This window comes from Nocardia puris (assembly GCF_036051655.1).
Lineage (GTDB): Bacteria > Actinomycetota > Actinomycetes > Mycobacteriales > Mycobacteriaceae > Nocardia > Nocardia puris.
This window is the reverse complement of sequence record NZ_CP107943.1, coordinates 5245848-5262809: the sequence shown is the minus strand read 5'-3', so window position 1 is coordinate 5262809 and position 16962 is coordinate 5245848. Positions and strand designations below refer to the sequence as shown.

The 16962-nt window shown below is 70.2% G+C and carries 12 protein-coding genes; 6 read left to right on the top strand and 6 right to left on the bottom strand.

What is annotated here, in order from left to right; all coding sequences use genetic code 11:
- Positions 1 to 4 precede the first annotated feature (4 nt).
- Positions 5 to 1609: an acyltransferase domain-containing protein gene (locus tag OHB21_RS24190; RefSeq protein WP_067510780.1), complete on the bottom strand. Its 1605-nt coding sequence runs from the start codon at positions 1607 to 1609 to the stop codon at positions 5 to 7.
- A 434-nt stretch (positions 1610 to 2043) separates the two neighbouring features.
- Here OHB21_RS24190 and OHB21_RS24185 point away from each other — a divergent pair, with 434 nt between their 5' ends.
- Positions 2044 to 2397, top strand: coding sequence for a hypothetical protein (locus OHB21_RS24185; protein WP_067510781.1), 354 nt, complete (start codon positions 2044 to 2046; stop codon positions 2395 to 2397).
- 61 nt (positions 2398 to 2458) lie between these two features.
- Here the strand turns inward: OHB21_RS24185 and OHB21_RS24180 are convergent, their stop codons facing one another.
- The gene (locus tag OHB21_RS24180; RefSeq protein ID WP_067510782.1) at positions 2459 to 3379 is read right to left on the bottom strand and encodes an ADP-ribosylglycohydrolase family protein; all 921 of its coding nucleotides are present in this window, start codon (positions 3377 to 3379) and stop codon (positions 2459 to 2461) included.
- 276 nt (positions 3380 to 3655) lie between these two features.
- Here OHB21_RS24180 and OHB21_RS24175 point away from each other — a divergent pair, with 276 nt between their 5' ends.
- On the top strand, positions 3656 to 4861 hold the full coding sequence (locus OHB21_RS24175) for an MFS transporter (RefSeq protein ID WP_195126250.1): 1206 nt from the start codon (positions 3656 to 3658) through the stop codon (positions 4859 to 4861).
- A 13-nt stretch (positions 4862 to 4874) separates the two neighbouring features.
- On the opposite strand, the gene rarD is transcribed toward OHB21_RS24175, so the two are convergent.
- Positions 4875 to 5792 (bottom strand): EamA family transporter RarD, encoded by a 918-nt coding sequence (gene rarD / locus OHB21_RS24170; RefSeq protein WP_067510784.1) that lies wholly within the window; start codon positions 5790 to 5792, stop codon positions 4875 to 4877.
- Positions 5793 to 5917: 125 nt separating this feature from the next.
- Here rarD and OHB21_RS24165 point away from each other — a divergent pair, with 125 nt between their 5' ends.
- The 3 genes from OHB21_RS24165 to OHB21_RS24155 all read left to right on the top strand — a co-directional run bounded on the left by OHB21_RS24165 (position 5918) and on the right by OHB21_RS24155 (position 10318).
- Entirely contained in the window at positions 5918 to 8341 is a 2424-nt protein-coding gene (locus OHB21_RS24165) for a cation-translocating P-type ATPase (protein ID WP_067510785.1), read from the top strand.
- A 91-nt stretch (positions 8342 to 8432) separates the two neighbouring features.
- Complete coding sequence (locus OHB21_RS24160; RefSeq protein WP_067510786.1) at positions 8433 to 9251, top strand: PhzF family phenazine biosynthesis protein; 819 nt, start codon at positions 8433 to 8435, stop codon at positions 9249 to 9251.
- Positions 9252 to 9370: 119 nt separating this feature from the next.
- A complete protein-coding gene (locus tag OHB21_RS24155; protein WP_195142211.1) occupies positions 9371 to 10318 on the top strand; it encodes an Rpn family recombination-promoting nuclease/putative transposase in 948 nt (315 codons plus the stop codon).
- A 177-nt stretch (positions 10319 to 10495) separates the two neighbouring features.
- On the opposite strand, the gene OHB21_RS24150 is transcribed toward OHB21_RS24155, so the two are convergent.
- From OHB21_RS24150 to OHB21_RS24140, 3 genes are all read right to left on the bottom strand, one after another.
- The gene (locus OHB21_RS24150) at positions 10496 to 13765 is read right to left on the bottom strand and encodes an arabinosyltransferase domain-containing protein (RefSeq protein ID WP_195126264.1); all 3270 of its coding nucleotides are present in this window, start codon (positions 13763 to 13765) and stop codon (positions 10496 to 10498) included.
- A gap of 121 nt (positions 13766 to 13886) precedes the next feature.
- Positions 13887 to 14405: a hypothetical protein gene (locus OHB21_RS24145; RefSeq protein WP_067510790.1), complete on the bottom strand. Its 519-nt coding sequence runs from the start codon at positions 14403 to 14405 to the stop codon at positions 13887 to 13889.
- Positions 14406 to 14497: 92 nt separating this feature from the next.
- Positions 14498 to 15838: a DNA polymerase IV gene (locus OHB21_RS24140; RefSeq protein WP_067510791.1), complete on the bottom strand. Its 1341-nt coding sequence runs from the start codon at positions 15836 to 15838 to the stop codon at positions 14498 to 14500.
- Positions 15839 to 16074: 236 nt separating this feature from the next.
- On the opposite strand from OHB21_RS24140, the gene OHB21_RS24135 reads away from it, so the two are divergent.
- Positions 16075 to 16959, top strand: a complete 885-nt coding sequence (locus tag OHB21_RS24135; RefSeq protein ID WP_195126252.1) for a UTP--glucose-1-phosphate uridylyltransferase — start codon at positions 16075 to 16077, stop codon at positions 16957 to 16959.
- Positions 16960 to 16962 lie beyond the last annotated feature (3 nt).

Below are 16962 nucleotides of genomic sequence, written 5' to 3'. Positions count from 1 at the left end.
CCTTTCAGGCCGCGATGATCAGGTCGGCGATGCGACCCAGCGTGTTGTGGTCGCCGACCTTGAAATCCGCCGGGCGCGGCGGCAATCCGTACTGCGCGCCGACCCGCCCCAGCAGCTCGGTCTGCTTCACCGAGTCGACGCCGAGTTCGGCCTCGAGGTCGGTGTCCTCGTCGAAGACCTCGGAGGGGTACTCGAGGGCGTCGGCGTAGAAGGAGGTCAGTTCCCGCAGCAGCTGGGAACGGGAAGGAGTCGATCCCGCTGCGGCGGGGGCTGTTTCAGCGGCCGGTGCCGCCGAGACGGCACTCGCCGACCCGTCGGCCGCCGCACCCGAGACAGCGGTCGGCCGACCATTCGCATCGCCGGCCGTAACCCCACCACCGGTCACCGGGGCGACAGCCGCGAGAGCCGACACGGGGGGCGCGGGAACGATCGCCGGACTCGCGAAACTCGGCGACGCGGCCGCGCCCACCAGCGGCACGGCCCCCGCCGCGGTCGTCCCCGCCACGTCCACCAGCTCGCGCCGGATCAGGTCGATGATCCGCGCCCCGTTGGCGCGCCAGGCGCGCTGGAACGTCACCACGTCCAGGTCGGGGGCGAACACGCGGTGCAGCACATCGTCGACCTCGGCCGGTGCGAGCACGCCCGCCTCGGCCAATCCGGTGATCGCCGCCCCGATTCCCGACATCGGCGACAGCGACGGCACGGCCGTGAGGCCGGTGTCGCCGACCACGCGCCGCGCGATGGTGGTGAGCGCGTCGAGCGCACCGGATTCCACGAACACCGTGACGCCCTCGGCGTGGACGGCGCGGACGGCGTCGGCGAAGCGGACCGGTTGGACGAGGTGCCCGGCCAGCGCGGCCGTCAGATCGTCCGCGTCGGTGTAGCGGCGCGACAGGATCGGCGAGAACACCGGGAGTTCCAGCGGCTTGCCGGTGAGATGCCTTATGCGCGCGCCGAATTCGGACACGGCGTCGGCCAGCAGCGGACTGTGGAACGGATACGGCGACTTGACCGGCCGCGCGGCGAGGCCCAGCGCGGCCGCGACCGCACCTGCCTTCGCCACGGCGGCCGCGCCACCCGACACCACCGTCTGCCCGGCGTGATTCTCCACCGCGATCACGGTGTCGGCGTCGCCGACCAGATCGAGGATGCGCCGCGCGGTGGCCGCGTCGGCGCTCAGCGCCGCCATGCCGCCGTCGGGCACACCCGCCGCACGCAGCGCGGCCGTGCGATGGCAAACGATCTCGGCGCCCTCGCCCGCGGTGAACGCCCCCGCCGAGACCAGCGCGGCGATCTCTCCGAAACTGTGCCCGATCAGCACTTCGGGACGCAGGCCCTGGCCGCGCAGCGCGCCGAACGCGGCTACCGAAATTCCGTAGATCGCGAGCTGCAGCAAATCCGGGGCATCGGCGAGTAGTTCGTCGAGCGGACGCGCCTTGCCATTCGTCAGATTATCCGACACACGCTCGTTCAACATTTTTTCGGAAACCGCGTCGATTTCCTCCAGAACCGCTCTGACCTCCGGAAAGGATTCGAGCACATTGGTCAGCGCGCCCTGATAGTAGGCGCCCTGACCAGGGAAAAGGACCGCAACTTTACCAGCCGTCATCGAACGAACCCTTCGACGAGTAGTGCAGTGAGTGGCACAACGATGTGCAGCGCGAGCCAGATTGTCGCGCATCGAAATTCACCTGAATTAGAACAGACCACAACGGACCGGGGCAATGGTTCGTGACGGATCAACCCATCCGAAATTTATTATGACCCGATTTTCGGATTGATCCGGTGGCCAATTCTCCCGGACTTTAACGCTCCGTAACCGGTCCGTTACCCGGCCATGATCGGAATAAATAATAGGAATTCGACATTCCTGTGGCTACCACCACAGTACTGCCGATATCGGGATGACACCACCACCGAGTGCGACCGAGCGCACATCCCGCATCCGGCGGGCGACCGCCCGGGCAACCCGCCGAAAAACCCCGCCCTCGCTCGAGTAGTTCTGCGCAGTCGCCCTGCTTGCGCCGCCACCACACTGAACGCATGACGTATCCGCCGACCGCCCAGCGCCCCGTTCGCACCTGGGACGCGGTGCTCTCCGTGGTCCTGTACTCGGTCGCCGCCCTGCTCGGCGCCTTGGCCGCCTACATCACGGTCTTCTTCGTCATGGCGGCCGGCGCGTGCAGCACCGAATCCACCTGCGACGAGGGGCTGATCGTCATCGCGATGATCCTCTCCTGGGGCGGCACCGCACTCGCGATCCTCGGCATCCCCCTCGCCCTCCTGATCGCCGCACTGAAGCGCTGGACCATGTGGTGGTGGGGAGCGCTCGCGAACGTCCTGGTCATCGCCACATTCTTCGGCGGCGTCGCGCTGGTGTACCACGCGGCGGGGTAAGGGTGCGGCCGCGAAATCACCACGCCGACTTGCTAATTCAGCAGACCCGGTAACGCCCCGTTCAGGAAGCGCTGGCCTCGACGATTCGCACACCGAGGGCGGCGAGATCGTCACCGGTGAGCCCCGGATACCCGTGCAGCATCTCCCGCCACCGATCCGGCACGGCCGACGCACCCCAGCGCGCCCCGAGCAGCCCACCCGAGATGGCGGCGGTGGTGTCGGTATCGCCGCCCGCTCGCACGCACAGCTCCAGCGCGGCGGGCAGATGGTCCGGTCCGGAGGCGTCGGCGGTGGTGATCGCCCACCACGCGGTCTGGAAGGCGTGCACCACCCAGCCGTTGTTCGAGAAGTCCGACGGTGCACCGGTTTCGGCCTGATCCAGCAGTGCGTGCCATTCGGCCGCATGCGCCGTGGCCGCCGCGCGCACCCCATCGAAGTCGGCCGCCAGCACCGCGTGCCGGATGGCGTGACTCCAGATCCGGCACGCCTCGACGGCCTGCGGATCGCGGTGGGTCAGCCGTCCGATCTCGTCGGCCGCGCGCACGCACCCCTCGGCGTCACCGAGGTAGGCCAGCGCCACCGGCGCCGTGCGCATCAGCGAACCGTTGCCGCCGGTGCGTCCCGGCAATCCGTCCGCGCACCGGCGCATCGCGGCCGCCGACTCCGGGCGCGCACCCAGCACCCGGGCGGTCTGCACCCCGATATCCGCGGGCCCCGAGTCGTACCAGCGCACGAATCCGGCGGCGACCTCGTCCAAGTCGATACCCGGCCCCTTCTCGGCGGCCAGCGCGATCGCCAGCGCCATCGAGGTGTCGTCGGTCCACTCCCCCGGCGCGAAATTCCCCAGCCCGCCGCCGATCATGTCGATCACACGATCCGGCCCCGGGTGGGTGAACTCGTACCCGGCTCCGAGCGCATCTCCGGCCGCGGTCCCGAGCAACACGCCCGCCGCCCGATCCCGAATCCCCTCGTCGACGACCATCCCGAACCCTCCCTGTTCCGATGTGCCCCGTGTGCCCGCCCACTCTACGCGCGGCCTCCGACAACTCCGGAGCGTTCCCGATCCCATGGTCCGGCAGGCGATCCGAAGGGCCGTGGCGCACAATGCACGGATGAACCAGCGGCGGCCTGTCTTGCCTGCCGGCTTCGGCCGGCACGATCAGCCACCTCCGGTCGTATGCGTCACGGGATCCGGCATCCTTCGCCCACAACGATTCCGGGGCACGCGGTCCGGCGACGCACGAGTCCGCACTCGCTCATGACCGCCGTCGGCGAACGCTCACCGCTGCGGACGTACCTGGCGTCGCGGGCGCTGGCGCTGACCGGTGGTTCGGTCGCCGAAGCCGTGCTGCCGCTCATCGTGGTGCTCACCCTCGACGGCGGCGCCGCAGCGGTCGGCGCCGTCACCGCCGTCACGCTGGTGGTCAGTCTCACGACCCGCGTGCCGATCTCGGCGTGGGTCGACGCCCGGCCACACCAGATCCGCCTGCAAGCGTTCAGCCAGATAGCCGCGGCCGCCACGGCGGTGCTGATCCCGCTGCTGTGGTGGTGGGATCTGCTGTCCCTGCCCACGTTGCTCGCCGCCGTCGTGGTGATCGTGCTGGCCAGGACCGTGGTGTCGAGCCTGGGGCACACCACCGTCAACCAGCTCGTTCCCGCCGACGACCGCGTGCGGGCGGTGGGAGCGCTCAACAGTCTGTCCAGCGCCGCCGACATCGCCGGGCAATCCGGTGGTCCGGCCTTGCTGAAACTGCTGCCCGCCCCGGTGATCCCGTTGGTCGACACCGCCATGAATCTGGTCTCGGCCGCGCTCGTGTGGCGGTTGCGCGGGTACGAGTCTCGTGATCAGCCCGGGGACGCGGCCGAGACCGTGACGGTGCGGGTGTCCGAGGTCGCGCGGTCGGTCATGGCGCAGGGCCCGGTCCAGGTGTTGTGGCTCTCGGGCATCGTCGGCAGCCTGCTCGCGCCGGTGACGGTGGTCTTCCTGATCCGGGAACTCGACATCGATCCGGCCCTGGTCGGTGTGCTCATGGCCTGCGGCGCGCTCGGCGGTATCACCGGCGGCCTGCTCGCCCACCGCGTCCTGTCCCGTCTGGGCATGTGGCCGCTGATCGCGGTCTCCAGCGCGCTCTCCGGGGCGGCGGCCGCGCTCCTGCTCTCGGCACCGCGTCTGCCGGGCGCTGTCTATCCGCTGGTCATCGGCTTCGAATTCCTGTCCGCGTGCGCCGGAACCCTGCTCGTGGCCGCCGTCTACGGCACCCTGCAAACCCGCACCGAGCACGCGCGGATCGCGCGGGTGATGTCGGTCGCGAGCACCGGGATGGAGGGTCTGGCGTTGGTGGGCATCGGCGCCGGAGTCCTCGTCGCCGCGCGCTGGTCGGAACTCGCGACGATCACCACCGCCGCGATCGGATATCTCGCGCTCGCCCTGATCGCGGTGATCGCGGCCCTGCGCCGCCGATAGGTGTTCGCCCGGATCAGTCGGTGCGAGTGGGGGTTTCGACCGGAGCCGGCACCGCTTTCCGCCGCCGCGACCGCACCACCGCATCGGTGGTGAACACCACCAGCGCGGCCCAGATCAGCGCGAAACCGGCCCAGCGGGAGGCGGGCATCGGTTCGTGCAACACCGCCACGCCCCAGAGCATCTGGAGGGCCGGGGTGAGGTATTGCAGGATGCCCATGGTCGAGAGCGGAACCCGTTGCGCGGCAACGGCGAACAACAACAGCGGCACCAGCGTGACCGGTCCGGTGGACATGAGCAGCGCCGCGTGGTCGACGCCGGAGGTGAACTCGCTGCGCCCGGTCACCAGCAGGAACACCACGAACGCCAGCGCGAACGGCGCGGCCACCATCCCCTCGGCCGCGATGCCGCGCAACGCGTCCAGCTGGATCACCTTCTTGACCAGCCCGTACAGTGCGAACGAACAGGCCAGGCCCAGCGCGATCACCGGCGGTCGCCCGTAGTCCACCGTCAGCACACCCACGGCGACGACGCCGAGCCCCAGCGCCCCCCACTGCGCGGGCGTGAGCTTCTCCCGGAAGATCAGCACCCCGAACGCCACGGTGACCAGCGGATTCACGAAGTAACCGAGCGCGCACTCCACCACGTGCCCCGACACCACCCCGTACACGTAGATGCCCCAGTTGCACGAGATCGCCAGCGACGCCAGACCGGCCAGCCGCCACGTGCGCGCGTCGATCCCGCGCATCTCCCGCAACCGCCCGGTCACCGCCAGCACGATCAGCACCACGACCAGCGTCCACAGGATGCGCTGGGCCAGCACCTCCACCGCGCTCGCGAACGCCAGCACACCGAAGAACGCGGCGAACGACCCCCAGATCAGATACGCCCCGACACCGAACCCCACACCCGGAACCGACCCGACACGCCGCACCCCTGCCAGGCTACTGCTCGGCGATCGTTCATGGGATGAATACCCCGCCCGGTCGCGACCCCATTTCCACCGCCGGTGCGGCTCGGCGGGGACCGCGCCCGCAGCGCCCCGTTAGGCTTGCGTGCATGTCGATAACCGTGCAGGACCCGGCCGCGACCGGACTCACCGCGGCAGAGGTGGAACAGCGGCGCCGCGACGGTCTCACCAACGACGTGCCGGATCGCGCGAGCCGGTCGGTGCGCGACATCGTCCGCGCCAACGTGTTCACCAGGATCAACGCCATCCTCGGTGTGCTGTTCATCCTGATCATGGCCACCGGCTCGCCCATCGACGGCATGTTCGGCCTGCTCATCGTGGCCAACAGCGCGGTCGGCATCATCCAGGAAGTCCGCGCCAAGCGCACCCTGGACCAGCTGGCCATCGTCGGCCAGGCCCGCCCCACGGTGCGCCGCGACGGCAAGGCCGTGGAGGTCGCGCCGAAAGAGGTGGTGCTCGACGATCTGATCGAGCTCGGTCCCGGCGACCAGATCGTGGTCGACGGCGTGGTCGAGGAGTCCGCGCTGCTCGAGGTGGACGAGTCGCTGCTCACCGGCGAGGCCGACCCCATCGACAAGGCCGTCGGCGCGCCCGTCATGTCGGGCAGCTACGTGGTGTCGGGCTCGGGCAGCTACCGCGCCACGAAGGTGGGCCGCGACGCCTACGCGGCCAAGCTCGCCGACGAGGCCAGCAAGTTCACGTTGGTCAATTCCGAACTGCGCAACGGCATCAACACGATTCTGAAGGTCATCACCTACCTGCTGATCCCGGCGGGCGCGCTGATCATCTACAACCAGCTGTTCTCCAGCGGCGAGTCGTGGCGACCCGCGGTGAGCGGCATGGTGGCGGCGCTGGTGCCGATGGTGCCCGAGGGCCTGGTGCTGATGACGTCGATCGCGTTCGCGGTGGGCGTGGTGCGGCTGGGCCGCCGCCAGTGCCTGGTGCAGGAGCTGCCCGCCATCGAGGGCCTGGCCCGCGTCGACGTGGTGTGCGCCGACAAGACCGGCACGCTGACCGAGAACGGCATGCGCCTGTCGGAGGTGCGCCCGCTCGACGGCATGGACGAGGCGCAGGCGCGCCAGGTGCTGGCCGCCATGGCGGGCGACGATCCGCGCCCCAACGCGAGCGTGCAGGCGATCGAGGAGGCCTTGCCGGACACCCCCGGGTGGCGGCACACGGCGGTGGCGCCGTTCTCCTCGGCCAAGAAGTGGAGCGGCTTCTCCTACGGCGAGCACGGCGACTGGCTGCTCGGCGCGCCCGACGTGCTGCTCGACCCCGACTCCGAGGACGCCCGCACCGCGGAGGAACTCGGCTCCTCCGGGCTGCGCATCCTGTTGCTCGCGCGCAGCGACCGCCCCGTCGACGCGCCCGACGCGCCCGGTGTGGTGACGCCCGCCGCGCTCGTGGTGCTCGAGCAGAAAGTGCGTCCCGACGCCCGCGACACACTGGATTACTTCGCCAGCCAGAACGTTTCGATCAAGGTGATCTCCGGCGACAACGCCGTCTCGGTCGGCGCGGTCGCCGCCTCGCTGGACCTGCCCGGCGGCGACCATCCGGTCGACGCGCGCGAATTGCCCTCCGACCGTGAACAACTCGCCGACGAGCTGGAGCGCGAGACCACGTTCGGCCGCGTGCGCCCGGACCAGAAGCGGGCCATGGTCGGCGCGCTGCAATCGCGCGGCCACACCGTCGCCATGACGGGTGACGGCGTGAACGACGTGCTCGCCCTGAAGGACGCCGACATCGGCGTCGCCATGGGCTCGGGCAGCCCCGCGACGCGCGCGGTGGCGCAGATCGTGTTGCTGGACAACAAGTTCGCCACGCTGCCCTACGTCGTCGGCGAGGGCAGGCGGGTGATCGGCAATATCGAGCGCGTGTCGAATCTGTTCCTCACCAAGACCGTGTACTCGGTGCTGCTGGCGTTCCTGGTGGGCGTCGCGGGTGTGGGTTCGCAGATCTTCGACTACGAACCGATCGGCTATCCGTTCCTGCCGCGCCACGTCACGATCGCGGCCTGGTTCACCATCGGCATCCCGGCGTTCATCCTGTCGCTCGCGCCGAACAACGAACGCGCCCGCACCGGATTCGTGCCGCGCGTCATGCGTTTGGCGATCCCGTCGGGTGTGGTGATCGGCGTCGCCACATTCGTGGCGTACCTCATCGCCTACGAGGGACCGAACGCCACCGACACGCAGAAGGAACAGGCCGGCACCACCGCGCTCATCACGCTGATCATGATCGCGGTGTGGGTGCTCGCCATCGTGGCCCGCCCGTACGTGTGGTGGAAGGTGGTGCTGATCGCGACATCGGTGGGCGCGTATGTCTTCCTGTTCACCGTGCCGTTCACCCGCGAGTTCTTCGCGCTCGATCCCTCCAACTGGGCGCTCACCTCCGCCGCGTTCGTCTGCGGCGCGGTCGGGATCGTGCTGGTGGAGGCGGCCTGGTGGATCAGCGCGGCCCTGCACGGGGAGAAGCGCAGGCTCATTCCGGCCTCGCCGGGCGGCAGCGCCTAGGTGCTCCCGCGGCGGCGCGTCACCCGGCGCGCCGCCGCATGAGAAGCCTTGTGCGAAGCGATCATTCGCTTTAGGAGTACCTTCTCCGGATATGGAGGTACTGCTGCACCAGATCGACGCGTTCGCCGACGCACCGTTCTCGGGCAATCCGGCGGCCGTGATGCCGCTGACGTCGTGGTTGCCGGACGGGCTGCTGCAAAGTCTGGCCGAGGAGAACAACCTCGCCGAAACCGCCTTCTACACCTCGCAATTACCTCCCGAGGCGGTCGGGCCGCCCGACGACACGCCCGCGTTCCACCTGCGCTGGTTCACCCCCGCCACCGAGGTGGATCTGTGCGGCCACGCCACCCTGGCCACCGCCGCCCACATCCTCGAGGACCTGTACCCGGGCCACGACCGCGTCGCCTTCCACACCCGCAGCGGGTGGCTGATCGTGGACCGCACCGACGACGACGAGTACGTGCTCGACCTGCCCACCTCGGAATCCGTTGCGGTGGAACCCGATCCCGCGTTGGTCGCCGCGCTCGGCGTCACGCCCGTGCGCGCGTTCTCCGGGCCCGACGAAGTGATCGTCGTCGCCACCGAAGCCGAGGTCCGCTCCGCCCGGCCGCTGCTGTCGAACTTCCCACCCCTGCGCCGCGGCGCCATCCTCACCGCTCCCGGCGATGAAGCCGACTTCGTGTCCCGCTTCTTCGGCCCGGGCGTGGGCGTGCCCGAAGATCCGGTCACCGGTTCCGCGCACGCCCAGCTCACCCCCTTGTGGGCGGCGGAACTCGGCCGCACCGAACTCACCGCCCGCCAGCTCTCGCGGCGCGGCGGAAGCCTGCGCTGCGCACTCGCGGGCGACCGCGTCCTGCTCTTCGGCCGCTGCCGCCGCTACCTGGACGGGGTCGTGACCCTGCCCGACTGAGCACTCGGCTGGTTTTGGCGACCGGTACCAAGCGGTGTCAAATGTGTTCGCCCACAGCGTATTCGGCGCGCCGTGTCCTATTCGTTACCTGTCGGGGGTTCGGCGTAGGTTCTCGCCCCATGGCCAAGCCCCCGCCCAACCCCCACGACGCGTACTTCCGGCGCGTCATGTCGCGCCCCGACAACGCTGCCAGCCAGTTGCGTGCGGTACTACCCTCCGGGCTGGTCGCCCGCATCGACTGGTCGGAGTTGAAGCTGTGTTCGACCAGCCTCGTCTCAAAAGAATTGCGCTCGCGCTACACCGACTTGGTGTTCAGCACCCGGGTCGACGGACACCCCGCCTACCTGTACGTGCTGATGGAGCATCAATCCACCAGCGACCGGTTCATGCCGGTGCGCATGCTCGAATACGTCGTCGGCATCTGGAACCAGCACCGGGCCGAGACGGGCTCGGACACCCTGCCCATCGTCGTTCCCGTAGTGGTGCACAGCAACGGGGCCAGCTGGAACGCGCCGACACAGCTGAGCGAGATGTTCGACCTCGACCCCGATCTGCACGCGGAACTCGCCCCGTACATCCCCACCTTCCAGTTCCTCTTGGACGACGTCGCCGAACTGGATCTCACCGTGGTCGGCCGCCGCGGCCTCACCGCCGACGCCACGATCATGCTCGTCCTGCACAAGATCGCCAAGGGCCATCCCCACCTCGGCGAAGCTATACTCGAATGGCTCGACCAGCTGCGGTCGGTGATCGACCTGGACGCGGTTTTCACGTATATGTTGCAGGTCAGCGAAACCCCGGAGACCGATTTCGACCCCGTGATCGACCGACTCGGTCCTGAGGCCAAGGAGGCATTGATGACCACCGCAGAACAGCTCCGCGCCGAAGGTGAAGCACGCGGCGCAGCACGCGCACGTGCCGAGATGCTGATCGTGCTGCTGGCGGAGAAGTTCGGCACCCTGCCGAACAGCGCCATCGAGCGTGTACACGCCGCAGACGCCGACCGCCTGCGCACATGGACGCTGAAGATTCTGACCGCCAGCACCCTCGATGAGGCACTTGCCTGATCGAGGGTGCTCGGCGGTCGATGCGGCGAGTGACGGTCGACGTAGTCGGCTTTCGCTAAGTGTGAGACCCATGCTCGCGGAGGGATCCGTGGTGTAGCTGGATCTCGTTCCGCCACTCGAGCATCACCGGCGAGCCCGCGCAGGGCGCGAACAGCTTCGCGCCCGCGCGGGTCCCGCTCAGTACGACGTGATGATCGGCCCCGGGGTCCACGTCCCCCAGCGCTGAGTCGGATCGATCCGGACTTCGGCCGTGCCCGCCGACGGGTCGAGGGGGATGTACTGCTCCAGGGACCCCCAGTCGCGGTCCCAATCGTGGTTCAGGTAGGCGGGGAGGGTGCGGGCGGTGAAGAGCAACTGGGTCCAGCCGAGCGGGCCGCCGCCATCGTGGCCCTGCCACATGTTGGTAATGGTGGCGCCGTTGCGGTCGGGCAGGATGCGGTAGGCGGGCAGGTCGGAGATGCCGTTGCGGGTGGGCAGGTGGTTCTGGCAGGGGAAGTTCATGCCGACCGCCCAGTCCATCAGCACCGGCGTCTCGGAGCCCACCAGATCGGTGAGCGTGGTGGTCCGCGGCACGCGCGGCGGCGTGACCGCCAGCCACTGATCCCCGCCGAGGTCCAGATCCTGGGCGACCAACCGCACCACATCGGCCCGCTCGGGCAGCACGTCCAGCGGCACACGCAGATTGCGCCACATGGGCGACGGGCCGATGTCGAGCGGCACCGTGCTGCCGAGCACGTCCACCCCGCCGGCCAGGTTCACCGCACCGTACTCGAGGACCAGATCCTGGCCGGGACGCACGATCCCGTCGGCGTCCACGGACTTGATGCGCCCCGCGGCCGCGATCGCGATGATGTCGCCGCGACTGCCGTCCACGGCGGCCGGCAGCCCGTACCAGCCGGTGGTGAGCGCGGCGGGCGTCTGCGCACCGTCGCGGTAGCTGCCGAGCACGGGCGTGGTGGCGGGGTCGAGACCGAACGGCAGCGCGACGGTGCTGCCGTTGATGCCCACACCCTGGGAGGTGTCGGATTCCGAGCCCGCGTCGCGCGCCGCGTCGCGCAGGTCGTCCTTGTCGCTGGAGACGGAATTGGCACGGCCCGTGGTGGATTCGACCTCGTCGGATTCCAGCACCGGCGCGACACCGTTGGGATCGAAACCGGTCGACTCCGTTCCGGCCAGCGCGACCGCCACGTCCTGATCGAGCGGACGGAGCATGGACGCGTTCGGATCGGTCTCGACCAGCACGTCGTCGGCCAGCCCGCAACCACCCGAGAAGGCCGCCGCCACATTGGATTTCGCGAGCGAGTACGCGGGATACTGGGCCACCGCGCCCTTCACGAACGACCCCACCTCGAACAGCACCATCGCCGCCGCCACGACGGCGAGAATCGGAATGCGCGAGACGAATCCGGACACCGCGCCGGAGGTCGGGCGCCACGGGCTGATGTGGAACACGGCGGCGGCCGCGAGCGCGAGGACGGCGGCGCCGAACGCGAACGTCGACAGCCCGAACCCGGCGAACGTCGGCGGTTTGTCCCACCACGGGATGCCCCACGCCGAGACGTACCAGTAGCCGTTGGACCCGACGAACGTCATGGCCATGACGAAGAAGACGGCGGCGGCGAGCAGCGCGCGATTGCGCGCGGACCGCAGCACCCCCGGCCCGACCGCTACCGCGGCGACCGCCGCCACGCACGCCGCGAGCCCCGCGAAGACGCCGAACTGATGATTCCACTTGGTCGGCGCGAACATCAGCACCGCCATCGCGCCGAAGGTGATCCCGAGCATCCGCACCGTGGGCCCGGACGCCACACCCGGGATGCGACCGCCCTTGCGCAGCAATACCACCACGCACACCACCAGGCACAGCAGCATGAGGAACACACCGAACCGGCGGGTGAGCCAGCCGTCACCGCTGGGCTGCAACAGGAACTGGTAGCGCAGGAACTCGAGGAACCACGACTCCCCCGGTTTGATCTGCGCGTGCACGGCGAACATCTCCCGCACACCGGCCAGGGTGCGGTCGGCGAACACCACGGTGAGCACCACGAGCCCGGCCGCGCCGAGCGGCAGGAGCTGCGCCGCGTAGCCGACGGTCTTGGCCCGCGCCACGATCACCGCCGCGAGCGTGCGCGCGCCCGCGACCAGCGCCAGCGCCGCGATCAACCCCGACGGCGCGGCGGTCAGGGTGAACGCCGCGATGATGATCGCCACGGCGAAGGGCAGCAGCCGCCGGGTGGCGATCGCGCGCTCTACGGTGACCCAGGTGAAGATCACGCCCGCCGCGACGAACGGTTCCGCGCGCAGACCGTTGTTGTAGGGCAGCCAGAACGCGAGGAACACCAGCGCCGCCGTCCACTGCGCGAGCCCGCCGCGCACCGCCGCGCCCAGGCGCGGCAGCACTTCCCGGCTGATCACCCACCAAGTCAGCAGCGCGAGCACGGTGGTGGGCAGCCGCACCCACGGACTCACCGCCGACACGTGCGCCAGCCAGGCGATGACGTCGGTGTAGGGCGTGTAGAACGGACCCTCGTCGACGCTGAACCAGCGGTAGTAGTTGGACATGGTGCCCGAGCTGTGGGTGCCGCGCGCCATGCCGAGGATGTAGCCGTCGTCGGAGGTGTTGGCGCCGATGAAATGCCACACGGCCAGCGTCGCGAACACCACCCAGTCCACCGGCCCGAGCCGCCACCAGCGGGCGGGCAGGAAGCGGCGGTTCACGCGGCCGTCCACCCGGTCGAGCCGGTGCAGCGCCACCAGCGAGACCAGCGTCGCGAGCAGGCACAACGCGAGGACGACGAGCTTGAGCGGCGTCGGCGAGCTGCTGTAGCGGGAGTCGGCCTCGATGTCGACGCGCAGGCCCTCGGGCGCGCCGCCGGTCAGCTCGCTGAAGACGCCCACCACCTGTGGGCGCAGATCATCGGTGCGGGTGGCGCCCTCGTTCCCGAGGCCGCTCACCTCGACGGTGGAGCCGGTGGGCGTGAGCGCGATGGCCAGGTCACACTGCTGTCCGCGCACCGCGTCCAGCGGGGCCGACCAGAGCAGGGTGCCGCGCGAGACCACGTCGACCCGGCCGGGGCCGTCCCCCGAATCGGCGACGACCTTCACCACGAATCCGTAGCGCTCCCTATCCGGCGCCTGCCGGGGAATCGTCGAGACCGCCACCCCGCCGGTGGCGGCGAGTTCGGTGAGCGCGATGCACGGCACCTGCGCCGACAGCGACACCGGCGCGTACGCGACCAGCGGCGCCTGCACGCCCGTCACGGCGCCGTGCTGCGGCCAGCTGATCGTCGCGGCATCCACTCGCACCGGCAGGAACGGCATCGCGACCGCGCACAACGCGCCGATCAGGGCCGCGAGGAGGGCGACGGGGCGCGCCCACGCACCCGAATCGCGTTGCGCCGTCCCGGCTCCGGAATCCGCCGTGGACGGCTGCTCCGCCCGCACCATCGTCGTGTCAGCCACGACGCCCGATAGTAACGATGTCTACGGAACAGTCGAATCCGGCCGCGTACGCGGCGGCCGCCCACACGACACGCGTGTGGGCGGCCGCAGCGGTCCTCGATGCGCGTCAGGCGGCGCAGGCCACCGACTGCTGGCCCAGCGCGGTCAGCATCTGGCAGGCCCATTCCTTCTGGACCTTCCACTTGCCGTCCTCGGCGACGAACGGCACGTCGGCGATGTTCTCCTGGCCGTTCAGCACGATCTTCGCCTTCGCGTTCACGACAGAACCGTAGGCGGCCACGTCGGTGACCTCGACGGTCGCGCCGGTCTGCGCGTACGCCTGGGACAGGCGGCCCGGCAGCTCCGGATCGGCCTCGGCGCCCTGCACCATGTCGAGCTTCTCCTCGTTGGGCACGTTCGGATCCAGCGCGCGCTGCAGCTGCGCGTTCAGATCTTCGACCGTGGGCACGGGCGGCAGGTTCTCGTCCTGCGCCGCCGCGGTGGTGGTGGCTGCCGCCGCCGCACTGGTCGTCGTAGTCGCCTTGGCGGTGTCGTCCGAGTCGTCACCACCGCAGGCGGTCAAGCCGAGGGTGGCGGCGACGGCGAGGCCGGCGATCGCGATGCGTCCAGTCGTACGAAGCTTCAACTGCTCGTCCTTTGCGTTCGAGGGGGAGGGTCCGTGTGTCGGCGACGGCGCCACCGTAACCGGTGGAGCCGCACGGGGTGTCAGGCTACCGGTCACCGAAGGCTGTCGAGCGGATCAGCACGGGACAGACCTATGTCGTCGGCGCTGAACGTACGCGCCGGACCGGGCCCTGTCGAGCTCGTCTCGAACCGTACCGTCACCACGCCGTGCCCCGCACCCTGCACCCACCCGTGCCCGAACTCCGGGTGCGCGACGTCCATCCCGGGCGACCAGAACAGCGGGCGGCCTTCGGGTTCCGGCGTCTCGGTGACCGGCTCCGCGGCAGCCGCCTCCTCGGTGACCTCGCCCCGGTCCAGTTCCGGGAACAGCGATTCCTGCCGCACCGTGGACAGTCCGCCGTAGCCCACGCCCACCAAGCGGATCGGGCCCAGCTCGACGGGGTCGATGGCCGAGCGCTGCGCGGCGGCGGTGAGCGTGGCCAGGTCGGTGGTCGCGTACGGGAGCGTGAACGACCTGGTCACGATGCTCATGTCCGATTTCTTCAGCTTCAGCACCACGGTGCGCGCCGCGCGGCCGTCGCGGCCGAGCCTGGCGTGCGCGGCGGCGGCCATGGTCTCGATGGCGGGACGCAGCTGCGCCAGGGTGACGATGTCGGTCTCGTAGGTGTTCTCGGCGCTGATCTGTTTGGCCTCGGCGCGTTCGGCGACCGGGCGGTCGTCGATGCCACGCGCCAGCCGGTGCAGCGCCGTGCCGACGCTGCCGCCCAGCAGCGACGCCGCCTCCGCCTCGGGCAGCGCCGCGAACGCGCCGACCGTCTCGATACCCAGCGAACGGAGCCGTCCTTCGGCGACCGGGCCGATCCCCCACAGTTTGCGCACCGGGAGCGCGGCCAGCATGGTCTGCTGCTCGTCGGGGGAAACCACCCGGATGCCATCGGGTTTGGCCAGGCCCGACGCGATCTTGGCGAGCTGTTTGCCGGTGCCCGCGCCCACCGACGCCGAGAGCCCCGTGCGTTCGCGCACCACCGCGCGCAACTCCTCGCAGAACTCGTGGACCCGCGAGACGGTGGCGCCCGCCAGTTCGGCCGGTTCGCCGAACGCCTCGTCGAACGACAGCGTCTCCAGCACCGGGATGCGGGTGCGCAGCGCGTCGAACACCCGTCCGCTCACCACGCCGTAGACCGCGCCGCGCGGCGGCACGACCACCGCCGTCACCCCGACCAGGCGTTTGGCCTGGTGCATCGGCATGGCCGAGCGCGCGCCGTAGACGCGGGCCTCGTAGCTGGCGCCCGCCACCACGCCGCGCGCGCCGGTGCCGCCGACCAGGACCGGGCGGCCGCGCAGGGTGGGGCGGGTGAGCTGTTCGACGGAGGCGAAGAAGGCGTCCATATCGATGTGCAGGACCCAGCGCCGGGCGGACGGGTCAGCGGCCATGACCGTGCCGCGCCGGGGACCACGGGGCCGCGATGTCGGCATCGCTCGCCGAAACGCAGGCACGGGCGAACTCGCCGACGCGCCGCACGCGCGCGCCCCTCGCCCGGTCGGTCCGCATGCCGGAAATGTACGCCGCCGCCCCGACAGGTTCGACGAACGCACGCCGACCGGTGGCTGCCGGTTTGCCCGGCGAGGACCGCGCGGTCGGTACCCCGCGGTGTGTGATGATCGGACCCATGAAGATCCGTAAGGCCGTCATCCCGGCCGCCGGTATCGGCTCCAGGCTGCTCCCGCTGACCAAGGCGATCCCCAAGGAGATGCTGCCGGTCGGCGACAAGCCGGTCATCGAGCACACCGTGCGGGAGCTGGTCGCGTCCGGGATCACCGATATCACCATCGTGGTCAGCGGCGGGAAATCGCTGATCCAGGACCACTTCCGGCCCAATCCCGCGCTGGTCGCGCAGCTGCGCGCCGACGGCAAGACCGCCTACGCCGACGCCGTCGAGGAGGTCGGCGAGCTGTCGCGCCTCGGGCACATCACCTACCTGGACCAGCACGGTCCCTACGGCAACGGCACCCCGGTGCTGAACGCGGCGCGCAACGCCGGCGACGAGCCGATGCTGGTGCTGTGGCCCGACGACGTGTTCGTCGCCGAGGTGCCGCGCGCGCAGCAGTTGGTGGAGGCCTACGAGGCGACGGGCGCGCCGGTGCTCGCGCTGATGCCGATGGACCCGGCCGAATCGCAGCGCTACGGCGTGCCGGTGGTGGCCGACGACCAGGGCAACGGTCTGCTGCGCATCACCGGGTTGCGGGAGAAGCCCAAGCCCGAGGACGCGCCGTCGGACTTCGCCGCGATCGGCGGGTACGTGGTGACGCCGGGCATCATCGACGAGCTGCGCCGCCAGACCGCCGCCTGGTACGAGCACCGCTCCGGCGAGGTCTACCTCACCGACGCCATCAACGTGCACGCCGCGGACAATCCGGTGTTCGGCCAGGTCATCCGCGGTCGCTGGTACGACACGGGCAACCCGGCCGACTACCTGGTCGCCCAGTTCGCCTCGGCGCTGGCGCATCCCGAGTACGGGCCGCTGCTGCGCGATCTGGCGGCGGACCTGCACTGAGCC

Coding starts and splice junctions, on each gene's coding strand:
- OHB21_RS24190 (WP_067510780.1), bottom strand. CDS start 1,609: ATGACGGCTGGTAAAGTTGCGGTCCTTTTCCCTGGTCAGGGCGCCTAC.
- OHB21_RS24185 (WP_067510781.1), top strand. CDS start 2,044: ATGACGTATCCGCCGACCGCCCAGCGCCCCGTTCGCACCTGGGACGCG.
- OHB21_RS24180 (WP_067510782.1), bottom strand. CDS start 3,379: ATGGTCGTCGACGAGGGGATTCGGGATCGGGCGGCGGGCGTGTTGCTC.
- OHB21_RS24175 (WP_195126250.1), top strand. CDS start 3,656: ATGACCGCCGTCGGCGAACGCTCACCGCTGCGGACGTACCTGGCGTCG.
- OHB21_RS24165 (WP_067510785.1), top strand. CDS start 5,918: ATGTCGATAACCGTGCAGGACCCGGCCGCGACCGGACTCACCGCGGCA.
- OHB21_RS24160 (WP_067510786.1), top strand. CDS start 8,433: ATGGAGGTACTGCTGCACCAGATCGACGCGTTCGCCGACGCACCGTTC.
- OHB21_RS24155 (WP_195142211.1), top strand. CDS start 9,371: ATGGCCAAGCCCCCGCCCAACCCCCACGACGCGTACTTCCGGCGCGTC.
- OHB21_RS24150 (WP_195126264.1), bottom strand. CDS start 13,765: ATGGTGCGGGCGGAGCAGCCGTCCACGGCGGATTCCGGAGCCGGGACG.
- OHB21_RS24140 (WP_067510791.1), bottom strand. CDS start 15,838: ATGGCCGCTGACCCGTCCGCCCGGCGCTGGGTCCTGCACATCGATATG.
- OHB21_RS24135 (WP_195126252.1), top strand. CDS start 16,075: ATGAAGATCCGTAAGGCCGTCATCCCGGCCGCCGGTATCGGCTCCAGG.